The following is an 18,325-nucleotide window of genomic DNA, read 5'->3' as shown; positions in this document are numbered from 1 at the left end:
AGTGAAATGCCTAACGATTAGCGGGCGTAGCGGCGCAACACGCTGTCGGCCTCTTGCTGCGCCTGACTAAGCGCTTCTTGCGGTGTCATTTGTCCGGTGAGTGCCGCCTGTACGGCGTTATCCAAGGCGCGGCGAATGCGGCCACCCTGGTAGGTAGAAAGCTCTGCCGTGCCGTGTTCAAGCTGGTCGCGGGCGACCGCTGCTGGCGCGAACTCTTCCACGTAGCTTTGCAGCGCGTCGGTCTCATAAGCGGCGGGGCTAACGCCCATATAGCCGGTCTCAATCGACCAGGCAGCGGCACGCTCGGGAGCGGTCATCCAGCGAATAAAGGTCATCGCTGCGCGCTGCTCTTCTTCCGTCGCATCTTCAAAAATGTAGAAGTTGCCGCCGCCGGTGGGGCTGCCGCGCTGGGTTTTCATCGGCAGCATGGCGACGCCAAAATCAAAATTGGCTTCGCTGCGTACGGCGGTCAGGTTGCCCGTGGTGTGCCACATCATCGCCGTGGACTCTTCAAGGAAGTTCTGGCGCAGGGTGCCCCACTCGATGGTGCCGTCGGGCATGGCATTGTGCTCGGTGGCCAGCGACACCCAGTACTCCAGCGCTTCAACCGCTGCGGGGTCGTCGAAGTAGACCTCGGTGCCATCTTCACTCATTAGCCGGTGGCCGTTCTGAAAGGCGAAGGCCTGGAACATCCAGTAGGGGTAGCCAGTCGACGGCACCATCACGCCCCACTGCTCGCCATTGGAGGCTTCGCGCACGGTCGACGCCATCTCGGCCATCTCTTCCCAGTTTTCCGGGGGTGTTTCGGGGTCTAGGCCAGCGGCTTCAAAGGCGTCCTTGTTCCAGAACAGTACGATGGTGGAGCGCTGGAAGGGGATGCCGTAGGTTTTGCCATCCAGCTGGCCATTTTCCATCAGCCCTGGGTAGAAGCCATCGAGCCATTCGCGCTCTTCATCGGTTTCGACCAGGTCGTCAAAGGCGACGATGGCGTTCTGCTCAATCAGCTCGTACAGGTCGATGGAGAACATGACCGATAGTTGGGGCGTATCACCCGCTTCCATCGCCGACATGGCGCGCACGCGGGTGTCGTCGTAGTTACCGGCGTAGATCGCTTCCACATTGATATCGGGGTATTCGCTCTCAAACTCTTCCACCAGGTTATCAACCACGTCGGTGAGTGCACCGCCCACCGCGACCGGGTAGTACATGGTCAGATCGACGCTATCCGCGTTTACCTGGGCGGCGCTTAACAAGCCCGCTGCCAGGGCGGTCATTGCAAAAGGGGTACGCAAACGCATAAGAGACTCCGCAAGTGTCAATACTGCTGTCAGTGTTGGAAAGAGCCCACCGCCGGTGGACGAGGAATGCTTCGAGATGAGCTGGGTAATGGGGTCGGCGTCAGGTCATCCCGCCGCAGGCCTTCGGCATCGAAAAGGTGTGTATTCTCTGACGTCCAATAGAGGCTGCATGGCTGGCCTGTTAGTGTCTGCTTGCCGCTAAGCCGCACGCGTAGGGTGTGCGAACCCACCGCGACATACGCAATAGTGTCCGCTCCCAAGTACTCTTCACTTAATACGTTAGCGGGCACGCCGGAACCGGGTGCAATTCGCAGCTCAACATCTTCCGGGCGGATGCCCAAGTGACAACCAGCGGCCTCCAAGGGGGCTACGGGGGTACTGGGTTCACCTTCGATAACGGCGCCATTCTCACCGGCCACTAATGGCAGCAGATTCATGGCGGGGCTGCCAATAAAGCTGGCGGCAAAAGCGCTAGCGGGGCGGTTGTAGAGCTCGTCTGGGGTGCCGTCCTGAACGATTTTGCCATGCTGCATCAGAATCACACGATCACCCATGCTCATGGCTTCCACCTGGTCGTGGGTGACGTAAATCACCGTCATGTTCAGGCGGCTTTGTAGTGCTTTGATTTCCCGGCGCATATCGCTGCGCAGCCGGGCGTCCAGGTTGGAGAGTGGCTCGTCCATCAAGCAGATCGGGTGTTCGGAGATCACCGAGCGCGCCAAAGCCACCCGCTGGCGTTGGCCGCCGGAAAGCTGGGCAGGTTTGCGGTTTAGGTAATCGGTTAAATCGACCAGTTCGGCGACCTTGGCCAGTCGCTGGCGCTGCTCGGCTTTGGGGACTTTGCGGCTGCGCAGGCCAAACACGATATTGTCAGCCGCACTCAAATGCGGAAACAGCGCATAGGACTGGAATACCATGCTTAGCCCACGGTCGCCGGGCGGCAGGCGCGTGACGTCGCGTTCGCCAATATGAATTTGGCCGTCGCTGGCTTCTTCCAAGCCTGCAATCATGCGTAGCGTGGTGGATTTACCGCAGCCTGAAGGGCCGAGCAGAATGACAAACTGCCCTGGGGTAACATCAAACGAAATACCATCCACAGCCGCAGAGGCGCCCCAACGTTTAGTGACGCCCTCTAAGCGTATTCGCGATTGGTTTGACATAGCACACACATCACCGGCTGTTGGTTGTTATTGGTTCAGCTTGTGTTGAAGGTGTTGCCGTTTCATGACACTTACATGGATGGTTGATGACAGCAGTTGTGTCAAGCAGAGAATCACCTGGCGACCTTAATGCCATAACGCTGCAGCCTGCGCACCACGCTGGATTGGCTAATGCCCAGTCGTTCGGCAATGGCGTAGGTGCTGGGGAGTGTGTTGCACAGCTCCTCAAGGGTTTCACGCTCCAGCCGCGCTAGGTATTGCTTGAGGGTTTCCTGGGGTTCGAGTGCTACTGCCGACGTTGCTGGCGAGGCGCTCGGCAAGTTGGCCGGATGCTGCTCGGCGTGAGGGAGTGCGGCGGGCACCTCGATTTGATCGGTGGGGCTGGAAAGCCAGGCTCTTTCTAGCCAATTCTCCAGCTCACGGACATTCCCCGGCCATTCGCTGCCCATCAGGGTCGACCAAACGCGGGTATCAAGGATTTTTTGCCGCCCATAGCGCTGGTTGAGCCGGTTTAAACACGCTTCAACCAGGTCGGGGATATCCTCCCGCCGGTCACGTAGCGGCGGCAGGGTCACGGGGATCACATTGAGGCGGTAGTAAAGATCCAGACGGAAAAGTCCGGCCTCTACTTGCTTGCCCAAATCCTGATTGGTCGCCACAACCAAGCGGAAATTGACCTTGCGTGATCGGGTGTCACCCAGTCGGGTCAAACTACCGTCCTGGATCACCTTGAGCAGTTTGGTTTGCATTAGCAGCGGCAGCTCGCCTATTTCATCCAAAAACAGCGTGCCGCCCTCGGCCTGCTCTAACAGCCCGGCTTTGCCCTGGCGAGCGGCACCGCTGAAAGCGCCGGGCTGGTAGCCAAACATCTCGGATTCAAACAGATTCTCGGGAATCGCCGCGCAGTTAACGTCAATAAAGGGGCCGTCACAGCGCTGGCTCCAGCGGTGTAGCTGTTTGGCAAAGGCGCTTTTACCCACACCTGATTCCCCCAGCATCAGCACGTTGGCATCCGAAGGGGCGACCCGTTTAAGCAGCAGCGCAATTTCACGCATCACGCTGCTGCGCACCTGCAAATTGTCCAGGGCGTCATCCAGCGCCTGCTCTTCCGCGTCTGGCGCTGCCTGACTGCGCTTTAAGTGTTCGCTAAAGCGTTTTTGCAGCAGCGCATACTCGTCCTGCAATAGCTGCAAGTCGGTTAAATCCCGCGAGCGGCTGATAATGCGCTCAAGCTTGCCGTCGACGAACACTGGGTAGGCTTCGGCAATCACCCGGCGGCCTGTTCCGGTGACCTGCATAAGCTGCGCAGGCCGGCGGGTGCGCATTACTTCCATGGTGATGGAGGGTTTGAGTACCCCGGCCGCTTGCAGTTGCTGCACACTGCTGGAGAGCAACTCCTCTCTGGATACTCCGTAAACCGCTTCGGCTCCTGGGCTGATGTCCACTATTTGCCCATCGCCACTGACAATAAAGAAGTGGTCGTTTGCGGTCTCCACAATGGTTCGCAGCACGCGCCTGTCTATTTCACTCATCGCAGCCGCCTCCTCTGAGTGATTCATTTTTGAATTTTTGATTCAAGAATGAATTGAAAAAGCTTCTATTTGATTCATTTTTGCATCGTTTGGTCGCTAATCCCACCACTTTATGGGCATCTTCGACTTGGCACGGTCTGTGCAGTGTCTTTAGAAGATGAGTGAAAAGAGCTAGGCCAATACCTACACCGTGCTCACCGCCAAAAAATATAAGGAGATGTGTATGTCGGAGTTTAATCAGCCCCTGGGCGGCAACACCATGCCGCGCTTTGCAGGCCCTGCCACCATGATGCGCCTGCCTACTCAAGAAACCGCCGAGGGATTAGACGCGGCATTTATTGGTATCCCTATGGATATTGGCACTTCAAATCGTCCTGGCACGCGGCTTGGGCCGCGCCAGATTCGCGACGAGTCGCGCATGCTGCGCCCCTACAATATGGCGACCCGCGCCGCGCCCTTTGAAAGCCTGCAGGTCGCCGATATCGGCGATGTACCCATCAATACTTTCCACCTGCCTAAAAGCGTCGACATCATCACCGCCTTTTACGATGAGGTGCTGAAACATGACTGCATTCCGCTGACCCTGGGCGGAGAACATACGCTCACGCTGCCTATCCTCCGCGCCATGGCCAAAAAGCACGGCCCGGTGGGGCTGATTCATATCGATGCCCATGCCGATGTCAATGAGCACATGTTCGGCGAGCCAATTGCCCACGGCACGCCGTTTCGTCGTGCCCAGGAGGAGGGTTTATTGGCCCATGGCAAGGTAGTGCAAATCGGCCTGCGCGGTACCGGCTATGCCGCTGAGGATTTTGACTGGTGCCGCGATCAGGGCTTTCGCGTCGTTCCCGCCGAAGAGTGCTGGTATCGCTCTCTAGCGCCGTTGATGCAGGAAGTGCGCGAGCAGATGGGCGATATCCCGGTGTACATCAGTTTCGACATCGACGGCCTGGATCCTTCTGTTGCCCCCGGCACCGGCACGGTGGAAATGGGGGGACTGACCTCTAGCCAAGGATTGGAGCTGGTTCGCGGTGCCGCTGGGCTGAATATTGTCGGCTGCGACCTGGTGGAAGTATCACCGCCTTACGACCCCAGCGGCAACACTGCACTGATGGGCGCCACGCTGCTGTATGAAATGCTCTGCGTACTGCCGGGCGTAAAGCGTGGCGAGTGACGCTAACCGAATAGCTATCAAAGAAATAGCGATTAAATAATAAACGTACTGACCTAACAACGCCGCCAGCCCACCTCCAATAATCACTTCCAATGGGTGAATCCTATGTCGTATAGCAACATTAAATCGGAAGAGCCGACCTCGTCGGCGCCGATACCGCTCGCGCATTTACTGAAGTTTATCATTCCCTCGCTAATTGGGGTGCTGCTGTTTCTCGTCCCTTTTCAGGTGGGCGATACCATTAACATCGGCATGGGGCTCATGGCCGATAGTTTGCAGGCCTTGCTGGGCTCGGCGCTGCCAGCTATTGCGGTAGTGGTACTCTGCCTATCGGTGGTAGCGACGATTTACGCCAAGTTAGCTAACCCATCCTGGGCCAAAAAGGGCATGCTGCACGAAATGTTTCATGTTGGCCCGGTGTGGCTTGCGATGCGCGTATTAGGCGCGCTTTTTGCTGTGATGACCTATTTTCAGTTCGGGCCTGAGTTCGTGACCGCTTCCTTTACCGGTGGCGTGATGCTCAATGACTTGGCGCCGGTACTGCTCACCTTCTTTTTCTTTGCCGCGCTGCTGCTGCCGTTTCTGGTCGAGTTTGGCTTTATGGAGTTCATCGGCAGTATGGTACGTAAGCCATTTCGGGTGATTTTTAACCTGCCGGGGCGCAGCGCCATCGATGCCACTGCCTCCTGGATGGGATCGGGCACCGTCGGCGTGCTGATCACCACGCAGCAGTACGAGCAGGGCTTCTATAACCGCCGCGAAGCCTCGGTCATTGCCACCAACTTTTCGGTGGTCTCGATTGCGTTTGCGCTGCTCGTCACCAGCTTCGTGGATATCAACCACCTGTTTGTGCAGTTCTACTTCACGGTGGTGGTCTCCGGATTGATCGCGGCGGTCATCGTGCCGCGCCTGCCGCCGCTGTCGCGCAAGTCCAATGACTATTACGAGCCGGTGGGCTGCCAGTTGAGCGAAGAGCGCACTGAAAAAGTGGGTCTGTTTCGTTACAGCTTGATTCAGGCTACCAATCGCGCCGCCGGAGCTCCTGGGCCCCGAGAGCTGGCACGTTTGGCGCTCCTCAACGTGATGGATATTTTCCTCGGCTTACTTCCCTTGGTGTTCGCCATTGGCACGGTGGCGTTGATTCTGGCGGAATTTACCCCGCTGTTTACCTGGCTTTCCTACCCCATGGTGCCGGTGCTTGAGCTGCTGCGGATTCCCGAGGCAGAAGCGGCGGCGCCTGCCACCCTGGTGGGCTTTGCCGATATGTTCCTGCCCGCGGTGCTGGCGACCAATATCGAAAGCGAACTCACCCGCTTTGTGATTGCCTGCCTGTCGCTCACCCAGTTGATCTACATGTCGGAAATCGGCGCGCTGCTGCTCAAGTCGAAAATCCCCATCAAGCTCTGGGAACTGGTCGCCATCTTCCTGCTGCGTACCGCCATTACGCTGCCGATCATTGCCTTTATGGCCCACACGTTTTTCTTCTAAGGGGCCTGCAATGAACGCTGATGCAACGAGCAATCAATCGACCATGACCTGTGCCGAACTGCTGATCCGCCTGCTGCGCGATACTTACGGGGTGCGGGCCCTGTTCGGCATCCCAGGTGTGCACACGGTGGAGCTTTATCGCGGTCTGGAAGGCAGCAATGTGCAGCATATAACCCCGCGCCATGAGCAGGGCGCGGGGTTTATGGCCGATGGCTATGCCCGCGCCAGCGGACAGCCGGGGGTGTGCCTGATTATCACCGGGCCTGGGATGACCAATATGGCGACCGCCATGGGCCAGGCCCTGGCGGATTCGATCCCCATGCTGGTGATCTCCAGCGTGAATCGTCGCGATACGCTTGGGATGGACCAAGGGCGGCTGCACGAGCTGCCCAGCCAGCAGCAGATGATCAGCGGCGTTGCGCGGTTCAGCCATACGCTGCTGGACGCCAATACGCTACCCGAGGTGCTGGCCCGCGCCTTTGCCGTGTTCAACGGCGCGCGGCCGGGCCCGGTGCACATCGAAATCCCCATCGACCTGTTCAATGCACCGGTGAACGCGCCGGTGAGTTGGCAGGCGCCGAGGCTTTACCGCGCCGCGCCTGATCCGGAAGGGCTTGTCGAAGCTGCTCGCCTGCTGAAGGCGGCGAAGCAGCCTCTGGTGCTGCTGGGCGGTGGCTGCGCGGCATCACCCGAGGCGGCACGAGCATTGGTAGAAAAGCTCGATGCGCCTACGGCGACCACGATCAACGCCAAAGGCCTGCTGGGCCGTGACCACCCGCTGGATTTGGGTGCCAATGCAGCTTTGCCCGCGGTGCGCGAGCTGGCGGCCAACGCCGATGTGATTCTGGCGGTGGGCACTGAACTTGGCGAGACCGACTATGACGTGGTGTTTGATGGTGGCTTTCATCTCAACGGCACGTTGATTCGTATTGACCTCGACCCAGAGCAGCTGGTGCGCAACCAGCGCGTAGCGTTGGGGCTAGTCGGCGATGCCGGGCGTAGCCTTGAGCTTCTACTGGGCCATTTCTCCGAGCCATTGCAGCGCGACGGCAAGGTGCGAACCGCTGCCGTATTGAGCGCGCTGAATCTACCCAACGACCCGGCCTTCAGCGACTTTGTGCCGCTGTATGCAACGCTTGCCGAGCACCTACCTGAGGCCATTCTGGTGGGCGACTCCACCGCGCCGGTGTATGCCGGTAACCATCTGGTCAGCCAGCCCGCGCCAAGGCGTTATTTCAATGCCTCAACGGGCTACGGCACCTTGGGCTATGGGCTACCGGCGGCGTTGGGCGCACAGCTGGCGCGGGCGGATCTGCCGGTGGTGGCACTGGTGGGCGACGGCGGGGTGATGTTTACGCTCTCGGAAATAGCAACGGCGGTAGAAGCGCGTCTGCCGGTGGTGATTGTGCTTTGGCACAACGCCGGTTACGAAGAGATTCGTCGCTATATGGATGCCAACGGTGTGGCGCGTTTGGGCGTGGATATTCAAGCACCCAACTTCCTCACCCTGGCCGAAGGCTTTGGCTGTCCCGGCGTACTGGTAGAAAGCCCCACTGAGTTTGCCAAGGCGCTCGCCAACCGTGAAGCGACCGGGCCGTTACTGATCGAAATTGACGCCGCTGCCTGGCAGAAAAACCTGATGTTACCAGGAGATAACAATGAAGAATAATCATGTGCTCGGCCAGGACACCCTGTCAGCCGACGACGTTGAACACAGCCTTGGGCTGCCGGGAACCTTTGCGCTGTGGCTCGGCGCCAACGTGGTGGTCACCACCATCCTGACCGGCATGTTTTTAGTCCCTGACCTGACCTTCCAACATGCCATGCTGCTGATCTTGATTGGTTCGGCAATCGGCATCATCCCGCTGGTATTGATCGGGGTGATGGGCCAGCAAACCGGCATGACCACCATGGTGCTGGCGCGGGGCACCTTCGGCAGAAAAGGCGCTAATTTCCCCGCCTGGGTGAATCTATTGGCGCTGATAGCGTGGAGCTGGATTCAGGCGCTGCTCGCCGGCATGAGTCTGGACTACGCCGTGGAAAGCCTGACCGGTTACTCCAATGTGGCGCTCTTCACGGTCATTTGTGAATCCCTGGTGGTGCTGATTGCTCTGCGTGGCCACCTGGGAATCGAGAAAGTCGAGAAGATAGCGGCACTGCTGATGCTGGGGCTCTCGGCGGTGGTGCTGTTCGCGCTCAATCGCCATTACGATCTGCCGAGCATCACCCAGCTGGAACCCGAAGGCGTGTTGGGCGGCGGCGTGGTGTTCGATATCGTGGTCGCGACGGCTTTCTCCTGGATTCCATTGGCGGCGGACTACAACCGCCACTGCCGCTCGCTAAAAGCTGCCGTTGTGGGCACCTGGGGCGGCTACGTGGTGGCAACGCTGGTGGCGATGGGCTTAGGTGCGACGGTATCAGCGCTGTCGATCAGCGTGGGTATGGAGCCCACCTACGACCCGACGACCCTGCTCAGCGGCTTCGGTTTCGGACTGCCCGCCGCCCTGGTGATTTTCTTTTCAGTGCTGACCACCAACGTGATGTGCGTCTACAGCGCGACGCTTTCGTTCATGAGCGTGCGCCCGAAGGTGCCGTTCTGGAAACCGGCGTTGATCATTGGCGTGGTGTCGGTCATCGGTGCGCTCATCCCCGGCATTCTTGACCAGTTCCAGACCTTTCTGTTGATTATCGGCAGCGTCTTTATTCCGGCCTTTTCGCTGATGATCGTGGATTACTACCTGCTGGGGCGCCAGCGCTATACCTCGGCACAGCTGATCCAGGCTGAACATAGCCTTCCCGCCTTCAACTGGCTGGCGCTGGGCAGCTACGCGGTCGGCGCGCTACTTGCTTACTACTGGAACTGGGTCGCACCGCTTGATTTTGGCGCGTCGCTGCCGGTTTTCGTGATCACCGGTGCGCTCTATTTTGTGGTCAGCAAGGTTGCCCTCGCCAAGCGGGTGCCCGCATGAGCCTTGAGCGCATCAATGCCCAGCAGTGGTACCGTACTGCCAGCAAGGCAGACGGTATCACCCTGATCGACGAGCCGTGGATCAAGCCGTTTTATCGCTGCAATATCTGGCATGTCCAGGGCAGCAAGCGGGGCATGGTCGTGGACTTTGGCCTGGGAGCAGTGCCGCTACGTCAGCACGTGGCACAGCTTGCCGAGCGTGACCTGCTGGCGGTGGCCAGCCACACGCACTTTGACCATATCGGCGCCGCCCACGAGTTTGGCTGTTGCCATGTGCATGCCGCTGAGGCGGACATCCTGGCCTCACCCGATAACACGCGCACCCTGGCTGACCTGTTTCTCAGCGATGACATGTTTGAAGCGCTGCCTGCCAAGCCTTATTCGCACAGCCGCTACCGCATCACGGCACCGCAGCAGGTGTGCCCGCTGGCGGATGGCGAAATACTGGACTTAGGGAACCGTCAATGGGAAGTGATCCATACCCCGGGTCACTCCCCCGGCGGCATTGCCCTGTGGGAGGCGGCCACCCAGACGCTGATCTCGGGCGATCTGATTTACGATGGCCCGCTCATTGAAGACCTCTGGCACAGCGACCTTACCGACTACGCTGCCAGCATGCGGCGGCTGCGCAGGCTGCCCGTCCGCACCGTGCACGGCGGCCATTTCCCCAGCTTTAGCGGCCAGCATCTCACAACGCTCATCGATGATTGGCTTCGCCAACACGACCTATAAAGGAGCCACGATAATGCCCATGACCTCCCTGATTGATTACCCTTCGGTTGTTGACCACCAATTCATCAACAACCAGTGGGAGCCCTCGGCGGGCACCCGCCTGCTCGACGTGATGAATCCTTACCGCGAAGTGCGGATTGCCCAGGTTACGGCAGGTGACGCCGCGGATGTCGATGCTGCCGTCAAAGCCGCAAAGCAGGCGCAGCCCGCCTGGCAGGCGCTGGGCGGCAGCGCACGGGCAAAATACCTTGAGAGGTTTGCCGATGCGCTGGAAGCCCGCCGAGATCCGATTATCACGCTTTCGGCGACCAACAACGGTAAGCCGCTGGCAGAAGCGGAGATCGATCTAGACGACGCGATTGCCTGCTATCGCTACTACGCCGGGCAGGCCAAGGCACTGGATGCCCGCCAGGGCGAGTTGGTCAGCGTGGAAATGGAGGGCGTTGAGGCGCGCACTTATCACGACCCCGTGGGCATAGTGGGGCTGATTGCGCCGTGGAATTTCCCGCTGGTGACCAGCGCCTGGAAGCTGGCGCCCGCCTTGGCGGCCGGTTGTGCCGCGGTGCTCAAACCGTCCGAAGTCACTCCGCTCCCCGAGCGGGTGCTGGCAGAAATAGCCCTGGAAATTGGCCTACCTGCTGGGGTGCTCAACCTGCTAAACGGCGACGGTGAGGGCATCGGTGCACCGCTGACCAACCATCCGGATGTGGATAAAATTTCTTTTACCGGCAGCAACCGCGTCGGTGAAGCGGTGATGCAAGCGGCAAGCGCCCGTACCGCCAGCGTCTCCTTGGAGCTGGGCGGAAAATCGCCGATCCTGGTGATGGAAGACACCGACCCCGAACAAGCCGCTGACTGGGTAATGGCCGGTATCTACTTCAACGCCGGCCAGATATGTTCGGCGACCTCGCGGCTATTGGTGCACGAAGACGTAGCAGAGGCACTCTATACCGCTCTCGCCGAACGTATGGATGCTCTTACCCTCGGCGACCCCCTCGACGCAGGCACGGATTTAGGCCCGTTGACCAGCGCCAAACAGCGCGACGCCGTGCAGCGCTATCTGGGTCTGGCCGAACAGGAAGGGCTCACAGCCGTGCGCGATGGCAAACACCGCACGCTGCCTGCTCAAGGCTATTTCCTCGCGCCCACGCTGTACCGTGATGTACCGGTGGAAAGCCGCCTATGGCAGGAAGAGATTTTCGGCCCGGTGCTCTGCGGCCACAGTGTGGCAAGCGAAGCCGAGGCGATTCAGCTTGCCAACGACAGTGCCTATGGCCTAGCCGCCACGGTGATCAGCGGTGACCCCGAGCGGGCAAAACGCATTGGCCGCCAGCTTAAAGCCGGTAGTATCTGGTACAACAGCGAGCAGCTGGTGCTACCCGAAACCGGCTGGGGCGGCTTCAAGCGCAGCGGTATTGGGCGTGAACTAGGCCCTTGGGGGCTAAGTGCTTATCTGGAAGTGAAGCATGTGATTGGGCCGGCTTAAGCATCGCGAACAGGCATCGCATAACGCCGAGTCGATTTCCCGGCTTTTACAACCTGCCCCGGCACATCATGGCCGATAAGGTCGGGAAGGGTGGCAGCTACTTCAAGCAGTGCATCCAGATCGACGCCGGTATCGACGCCCATGGCTTCAAACATATGCACTATGTCTTCGGTGCATACATTACCGCTAGCGCCTGGGGCGAAGGGGCAGCCGCCCAGCCCACCTAGTGAGGCATCAAATCGGCTAATACCTGCTTCCCACGCCGCTAGGGCGTTGGCTAAGCCCATGCCGCGAGTGTTGTGGAAGTGCAGCGTGAACGGCGTTTCCGGCCAGCGCTCCAGTGCTGCTTTGCATAGGCGTTTGACCTGGGCAGGGTTGGCCATACCGGTGGTATCGCAGAGCGTGACGCCCTGAATGCCAAGAGCCACGAGCTTTTCAACAAGCTCTAATACTCGCGCTTCGGGTACCTCGCCTTCAAATGGGCAACCAAAGGTCGTCGATAGCGAGGCGTTGATAAACACGCCGCTTCCCTGGGTCACTTCCAATATCGCCGCGAACTGTTCAAGGGACTGTTCCGGCGTCATGCGCAGGTTGGCCAGCCCATGGCTATTGCTGGCAGACATCACTAGATTGATCTCATCCACTTGGCAGGCAAGCGCCCGCTTGGTGCCCTTAACGTTGGGCACTAGAACGGTGATATCGACCCCTTCCCGACGCTGGATGCCGGTCACCACTTCAGCAGCATCGCGCAGGTTGGGAATCGCTTTCGGTGAAGTGAACGAAGTTGCTTCGATTCGCCGTAGGCCTGTGGTGGAGAGTGCGTCTATACAGCGGATTTTCTCTTCCGTCGGCACAAAGCGCGCTTCAATCTGCAGGCCGTCCCGAGGGGCAACTTCGTTGATCTCGATCTTAGTGGGGCATGGGATTGGCTGGGTCATGATGCGTTCCTTAAATAATGCCCGCTTGGCGAAGCTTGGCGCGAGTTTCGTGGTCAATGCCCAGCTCATCCAATACGTCGTCGGTATGCTGGCCAAGCGTGGGGCCGCCGTCGCCGATTCGCCCTGGGGTAGCGCTTAGCTTGGGCAGTACGCCGGGCACTTTTAACGGTTTACCGTTAGGGCGGGTAAAGGTTTGAATCATCTCCCGCGCCAAATAATGGGGATCAAAGGCAATATCTTCGGCCGTGTAGGGGTAGCCTGCGGGCACGCGGGCGTCATCCAGGGCTTGCAGAATGGCATCCCGTGGTCGCTCTGCTGTCCAGGCTTGAATGGCGGCATCAATCATATCGGCTTGCTGGCTGCGCCCATCGTTGTGTGCCAGTGCCGGGTCGTTGGCGAGATCATCACGACCAATCACGCCCATTAAGCGTTTGAAAATGCTGTCGCCATTGCCGGCAATCAGTACGTAATCGCCGCCCTGGCAGCGGTAGGCGTTTGAGGGGGTAATGCCGGGCAGGGCGCTGCCGCTGGGTTCGCGAACCTGGCCGCTGGCATCGAACTCTGGCAGCAGGCTCTCCATCATGGCAAATACCGACTCGTACAGCGCGACATCAATCTCTTGACCCAGACCGCTGCGGTTGCGCTCCTGAAGCGCCAGTAGTGTGCCAATCACGGCATAGAGCGCGGAAAGCGAGTCGCCGATGCTCACCCCCACCCGCACCGAAGGCTCTCCCGGCTGGCCGGTGAGGTAACGCAGCCCGCCCATGGCTTCGCCAATCACGCCAAAACCAGGCTTGTCGCGGTAGGGCCCCGTTTGCCCGTAGCCGGAAATATGCACCATGATCAGCCGTGGGTTGAGCTGAGAGAGCGCTTCCCAGCCCAGCCCCCAGTTGTCTAACGTGCCGGGGCGGAAGTTTTCCACCACCACATCGGCCTCGGCGGCGAGCTGGCGCACCAGGTCTTGGCCCTCTTCGCTGCGTAAATCTAACGCGACCGAGCGCTTGTTGCGGGTTTGGACGTGCCACCACAGCGAGGTGCCGTCTTCAATCATTCGCCATTTGCGAAGTGGATCGCCAGTGCCGGGGGGCTCGATTTTAATCACGTCGGCACCGAATTCGCCCAGCAGTTTGGTGGCGAAAGGCCCTGCAATCAGTTGGCCAAGCTCAAGTACTTTTAAGCCCTGTAGCGGAAGCTGGCGCGCTTCGGAAGCATTCATTAAGGCTCTCTCTTATCATTGGATTATTACTATGTTGCCAGCATGCGTGAGCTAACTAGAGGGGACAATTAGGCAATGGGTAACAAAGGGTTCGTGGCTGGCGAAGGTGTGGGCTACCATAGGGAGCTTGCTTTCAAGGAGTTCGTGGGATGCGCCGCTTTGATTTTGTCACCCTTAAACTGTTTATCTCCGTGGCGGATGAGGGTCGTTTGACGGCGGCAGCGGAGCGTGAACACTTAGCGCTAGCTGCGGTGAGTAAGCGAATAAGTGACCTGGAAGCGCTGGTGGGCACCACGCTGCTCTATCGACGGCCACGAGGGGTGGAGCTGACGCCCGCAGGCCAAGCGTTTCTTCACCATGCCCGCCGTATTATGGATAACATTGAGCGCCTGCAGGCCGAACTCAGCGAGTACGGGGAAGGCGTGCGCGGCCATGTGCGTATCCACTCCAATACCTCGGCAATCATTGCCTTTCTTCCCCAGGATCTCAGCGCCTTTTCTCGCCTCTATCCTGAAATCAAAATTGATCTTCAGGAGCGGGTCAGCAGTGAAATTATCGCTGCCGTTCGCGATGGCCTGACCGATATCGGTATCTTTGCCGGCCATGTGGCGGCGCCCGACCTTCAGCAGCTCTCCTATCGACAAGATCGACTCGTGTTGATGACCCCTATCGATCATCCTTTGGCTGGGCGCGAGAGCATCGCTTTTAATGAAGCGCTGGCCTTCGATTTTATTGGCTTACAGCAGGATGCCTCGCTGCAATCGCTGTTGAATGAGCAAGCTAACCTAGCAGGTAAAGCGCTACGCATGCGCATTCAAGTGCGCAGTTTCGATGCCATTTGCCGCATGATCCACCATGGTATGGGCGTTGGCGTACTGCCTGAGCAAACCATCTACCGTGACTTAGGCGATCTGCAGCTGAAAAGCATCCCGCTGAGCGACCCTTGGGCCCAGAGAGAACTGGTGATTGGCATGCGCCGTTACGCCTCGCTTCACGTGACTGCCCGGCATTTGGTGGATCACCTTACCCTGAAAGAGAATGAGCAATAGCTCAAGAAATTCTCCTTATGACTTCGTGGTTTGAGAAAGCAAAGCACCAATAGCTACCCTTTCAATGGCCTAAACCAAGCTAAACAGCGGTTGATTAAAGGAGCTCGGTATTCATCTTTGGTCGTACGGCCGTGATGGGGCGGATTTAAAAGCCCGTTATAGCAGCGTTTCTAGCCATCGTATTTTACGAAGTCAGCCTTCTTGAACGTCGATTTGAGCCCGTGGGATGCATGTTTCAAGATCACGTAAGCGTTACCTGAAAGTTACAAGAACCACATCCAATAACGACAACCGTAGAGAGTCTATCCCATGCGGAAACAACTGCTTGCCACGCTGGCTACCCTAGGCATGATAACGACGGCCCCGTTCGTTTTAGCTAACCCCATCGAAATTCAAGTTAACAACACCATGAGTGAAGGCGGCTCGGAAAGCGCTGCGGTGGAACGCTTTGCTGAGTATCTGGAAGAGCAGGCGCCAGGCCGCTTTGAAGTGCGTCCCTTTTTGGCGGGCTCTTTGGGCGGTGAGAATGCCGTGTTGGAGCTGCTTAACCTGGGCCAAACCCAGCTCTCCCTGACCGGTGGTAACTGGCGTCAACAGTATGCGCCTGAGTATGACGCCATTACGGTTCCCTTTGTCTTTACCACCTGGGATGAAGTCGACGCCTATATGGAGAGTCCTTCCGGCCAAGCGCTGGTTGAAAAAGCAGAAAACCAGGGCGGCCTGAAGTATTTTGGTCTGCAGCACCGCGGGCCCCGCCACATGACCGCTAACAAGGAGATCCACTCGCCGGCGGATCTGGAAGGTTTCCGCCTGCGCCTGCCTTCGCTACCAGTATGGCTGGAAGTGTGGGAAGAGATCGGCGCTCAGGTAGTGAACGTGCCAGCGCCAGAGATTTATCTCGCCATGCAGACCGGCCAGGTAGATGGCCACGAGAACTCGCTTTCCTCACCCTATACCCGTCGTTTATGGGAAGTGCAGGACTACCTGATCATGACCAGCCACGTGCAGTTTCCGTGGAGCTGGGTGGCTAGTTCTCGCTGGTGGGAGGGACTAGAAGAGGAAGATCAAGCGCTGATCGAAGAGGCGATCGACGTAGCTCGTCAATACGGATCAGAGCAAGAGCGTGAACTTGATGAGTTCTATCTGGATGCGCTTCAGGAGGAAGGCATGACTGTCATTGAGCCGGATGTTACGCCTTTCCGCGAAGCGGCGTTACCGGCCATCGATCGTGTCATGGCTGAAATGGCCGACGGCGTTCGTGAAGATGCGCTGGGTAACGACAGCGAGTAATATACGCACCGGACAGACGCAACGACGGCCCATTGGGCCGTCGTTGTTTTACCAGCCAAGTAAGTTGTCATTGACGACCAAGAAGACGTCAGGGTAAGGAGTTCTCCTGTGGAAGACGCCGTAGCGCCCAACAAGGGCCTGGATCGAATTGCTTTCTATACGCTGCGCAGCGTTACTCGTCTTTGTGACGGGGTGGGCGTGGCGCTCATGGCGGCTATTCTGCTGTTAATCGTGGCGGCCGTCATTGCCCGTGACCTGCTCGGAATCGGTATGCCCTGGACCGAGGAGATGGCGTCTATGCTGGCCATCTACGCGATTGGCTTTGGATCACTGTCTGCATGGGTACGCAGCGAGCACCTGGCGGTGGATCTGTTTAGCCATAAGCTTTCTGGTTTAGGTAAAAATATCCAATACCGTCTCACCACCCTAATCTCATGCGGCTTTTTCGCGCTTGCCGCCTGGGGCGCGTGGATCATGTCGGACATGAGTGCCAACAATAAAACCGTCTCGTTAAGTATTAGTTTTAGCTACCTCTATTACGGCATCTTTTTCAGCTTTGTGGGCATGGCGTTGATTGCCCTTTGGCAATGCTTGCGTGGCCCAGTGGTGTGGTTGGAAGTATCCCATGAAGAGGAGATCTCTCAACCATGACCGAACTTATGATCTTTGTCGGTGGCCTGTTGGTACTGATGGCCATTGGTTTGCCCGTTGTGGTCGCCATTGGCGTGACCTCGTTTATCGCCCTGGTGGTAACCGGCACCGGCGGGTTACCTGTCGAGCTGCTTCCGCTGCGCATGGTGCAAACCCTCAATAACTTTACGCTGCTGGCGATTCCGTTGTTCATTCTGGCCGCCAACATCATGAATATCGGCTCTACCACCACGCGCATTTTTGACTTTGCCACTGCGCTGGTGGGCTTTACCAAGGGCGGCCTGGGCCACGCCAACGTGGTGGCCAGCTCCATTTTTGCCACCATGTCGGGCACTGCCGTTGCCGATGCCGCAGGTCTTGGCAGCATCGAAATCAAGGCCATGAAAGAGCGTGGCTATGAGCTGGGTTACTCGACGGGCATCACTGCCGCCTCCAGCGTTATTGGGCCAATTCTCCCCCCCAGTATCGCGTTGGTGGTGTATGGCTGGTTGGCCAATGTAAGTATTGGCGGTCTGTTTATGGCGGGACTGGTGCCGGGCATATTGATGGCGCTGTTACTCATGGGGATGACCATTCTGCTGTCTGCCAGTGGCAAGGTGGTGATGCCTAAGCCGACACCCTTTGATGCCTGCGAAGTCGTCCGCACTGGTAAGCGTGCCATCTTGCCGCTGATGATGCCGGCGATTATCGTTGGCGGTATCTGGGGTGGTTTTTTTACACCGACTGAAGCGGGGGCGATTGCATCACTTTACGCAGTGATTCTCGGTGGCCTCGTTTATCGAGACCTGAATTGGCGAGATCTATTCAATGCCTTTCGGCGTACCCTGATGTTCAGTGCGGTCATCCTACTGATTATCGCCGTCTCCAGTTTCTACGGTTGGATACTGGTGCGCATGGGGATCCCTCAGGCGTTGGCGGGCCAAGTCGCCAGCATCGATATGCCCATGTTTGCACTACTCCTCTGCTTTGCGCTGTTTTTCCTGCTGATCGGCTGCTTTATGTCGGTGATCGAAAGCATCCTGATATTCACCCCGATTGTGGTGCCAGCAGCGCTGAGTGCGGGGTTAGATCCCGTTCATTTCGGTATCGTGATGGTCATTACGCTATCGGTAGGGGTCATTACCCCACCCTTCGGTACGGTGCTGTTTTTAATGGTTGGGATCACGCGGCTTCGCTACGGCCAGGTTGTTACGGCGATCATACCGTTCTTACTGCCAATTATTGCCACCATTCTGCTGCTCATCGCCGTGCCGGGGCTGGCTACTTGGCTGCCGGATATCATGGGCTATTGATCAAAGTGTTTACCTGGAGCAAAAGCCCCGCAGGGTTGTTTCTGCGGGGCA

General features: G+C 58.3%; 15 protein-coding genes. 10 read left to right on the top strand and 5 right to left on the bottom strand.

The genetic code is table 11. The features are described from left to right. Positions 1-17: 17 nt before the first annotated feature. The 3 genes from KF947_RS07645 to KF947_RS07635 all read right to left on the bottom strand — a co-directional run bounded on the left by KF947_RS07645 (position 18) and on the right by KF947_RS07635 (position 3,990). Positions 18-1,298, bottom strand: a complete 1,281-nt coding sequence (locus KF947_RS07645; RefSeq protein WP_227405865.1) for an ABC transporter substrate-binding protein — start codon at positions 1,296-1,298, stop codon at positions 18-20. 29 nt (positions 1,299-1,327) lie between these two features. Then, positions 1,328-2,458, bottom strand: a complete 1,131-nt coding sequence (locus KF947_RS07640; protein ID WP_227405864.1) for an ABC transporter ATP-binding protein — start codon at positions 2,456-2,458, stop codon at positions 1,328-1,330. Between the two features lie 113 nt (positions 2,459-2,571). Next, positions 2,572-3,990 carry a sigma-54 interaction domain-containing protein gene (locus tag KF947_RS07635; RefSeq protein ID WP_133733288.1) on the bottom strand — a complete coding sequence of 473 codons (1,419 nt, stop codon included), beginning with the start codon at positions 3,988-3,990 and terminating at the stop codon, positions 2,572-2,574. A 223-nt stretch (positions 3,991-4,213) separates the two neighbouring features. Here KF947_RS07635 and speB point away from each other — a divergent pair, with 223 nt between their 5' ends. The 6 genes from speB to KF947_RS07605 all read left to right on the top strand — a co-directional run bounded on the left by speB (position 4,214) and on the right by KF947_RS07605 (position 11,838). Further along, positions 4,214-5,164, top strand: coding sequence for an agmatinase (speB, locus tag KF947_RS07630; protein WP_227405863.1), 951 nt, complete (start codon positions 4,214-4,216; stop codon positions 5,162-5,164). A 105-nt stretch (positions 5,165-5,269) separates the two neighbouring features. Continuing rightward, the gene (locus KF947_RS07625; RefSeq protein ID WP_227405862.1) at positions 5,270-6,652 is read left to right on the top strand and encodes a YjiH family protein; all 1,383 of its coding nucleotides are present in this window, start codon (positions 5,270-5,272) and stop codon (positions 6,650-6,652) included. Between the two features lie 10 nt (positions 6,653-6,662). Then, positions 6,663-8,321 carry a 5-guanidino-2-oxopentanoate decarboxylase gene (locus KF947_RS07620; protein ID WP_227405861.1) on the top strand — a complete coding sequence of 553 codons (1,659 nt, stop codon included), beginning with the start codon at positions 6,663-6,665 and terminating at the stop codon, positions 8,319-8,321. Beyond that, on the top strand, positions 8,311-9,621 hold the full coding sequence (locus KF947_RS07615; RefSeq protein ID WP_223288649.1) for a purine-cytosine permease family protein: 1,311 nt from the start codon (positions 8,311-8,313) through the stop codon (positions 9,619-9,621). The genes KF947_RS07620 and KF947_RS07615 overlap by 11 nt, the downstream gene beginning before the upstream one ends. Continuing rightward, a complete protein-coding gene (locus KF947_RS07610; protein ID WP_223288650.1) occupies positions 9,618-10,352 on the top strand; it encodes an MBL fold metallo-hydrolase in 735 nt (244 codons plus the stop codon). Before KF947_RS07615 ends, KF947_RS07610 begins: the two co-directional genes overlap by 4 nt. Positions 10,353-10,365: 13 nt before the next feature. Then, positions 10,366-11,838, top strand: coding sequence for an aldehyde dehydrogenase family protein (locus tag KF947_RS07605; protein WP_227405860.1), 1,473 nt, complete (start codon positions 10,366-10,368; stop codon positions 11,836-11,838). Here the strand turns inward: KF947_RS07605 and KF947_RS07600 are convergent. After that, positions 11,835-12,776 carry a hydroxymethylglutaryl-CoA lyase gene (locus KF947_RS07600; RefSeq protein ID WP_227405859.1) on the bottom strand — a complete coding sequence of 314 codons (942 nt, stop codon included), beginning with the start codon at positions 12,774-12,776 and terminating at the stop codon, positions 11,835-11,837. The genes KF947_RS07605 and KF947_RS07600 overlap by 4 nt on opposite strands. Positions 12,777-12,786: 10 nt before the next feature. Next, positions 12,787-13,992, bottom strand: a complete 1,206-nt coding sequence (locus KF947_RS07595; protein WP_223288652.1) for a CaiB/BaiF CoA transferase family protein — start codon at positions 13,990-13,992, stop codon at positions 12,787-12,789. Between the two features lie 149 nt (positions 13,993-14,141). On the opposite strand from KF947_RS07595, the gene KF947_RS07590 reads away from it, so the two are divergent. From KF947_RS07590 to KF947_RS07575, 4 genes are all read left to right on the top strand, one after another. Continuing rightward, the gene (locus KF947_RS07590; RefSeq protein ID WP_133733279.1) at positions 14,142-15,041 is read left to right on the top strand and encodes a LysR family transcriptional regulator; all 900 of its coding nucleotides are present in this window, start codon (positions 14,142-14,144) and stop codon (positions 15,039-15,041) included. A gap of 309 nt (positions 15,042-15,350) precedes the next feature. After that, positions 15,351-16,331 carry a TRAP transporter substrate-binding protein gene (locus KF947_RS07585; RefSeq protein WP_227405858.1) on the top strand — a complete coding sequence of 327 codons (981 nt, stop codon included), beginning with the start codon at positions 15,351-15,353 and terminating at the stop codon, positions 16,329-16,331. Between the two features lie 108 nt (positions 16,332-16,439). After that, positions 16,440-16,982 (top strand): TRAP transporter small permease, encoded by a 543-nt coding sequence (locus KF947_RS07580; RefSeq protein ID WP_227405857.1) that lies wholly within the window; start codon positions 16,440-16,442, stop codon positions 16,980-16,982. Next, positions 16,979-18,274, top strand: a complete 1,296-nt coding sequence (locus KF947_RS07575) for a TRAP transporter large permease (RefSeq protein ID WP_133733276.1) — start codon at positions 16,979-16,981, stop codon at positions 18,272-18,274. Before KF947_RS07580 ends, KF947_RS07575 begins: the two co-directional genes overlap by 4 nt. The last annotated feature ends 51 nt before the right edge of the window (positions 18,275-18,325 follow it).

Origin of the sequence: Halomonas sp. FeN2 (assembly GCF_020595105.1) — a bacterium.
GTDB lineage: Bacteria > Pseudomonadota > Gammaproteobacteria > Pseudomonadales > Halomonadaceae > Vreelandella > Vreelandella neptunia.
The sequence above is the reverse complement of the archived record's forward strand: the minus strand, read 5'-3'. Positions and strand labels throughout refer to the sequence as shown.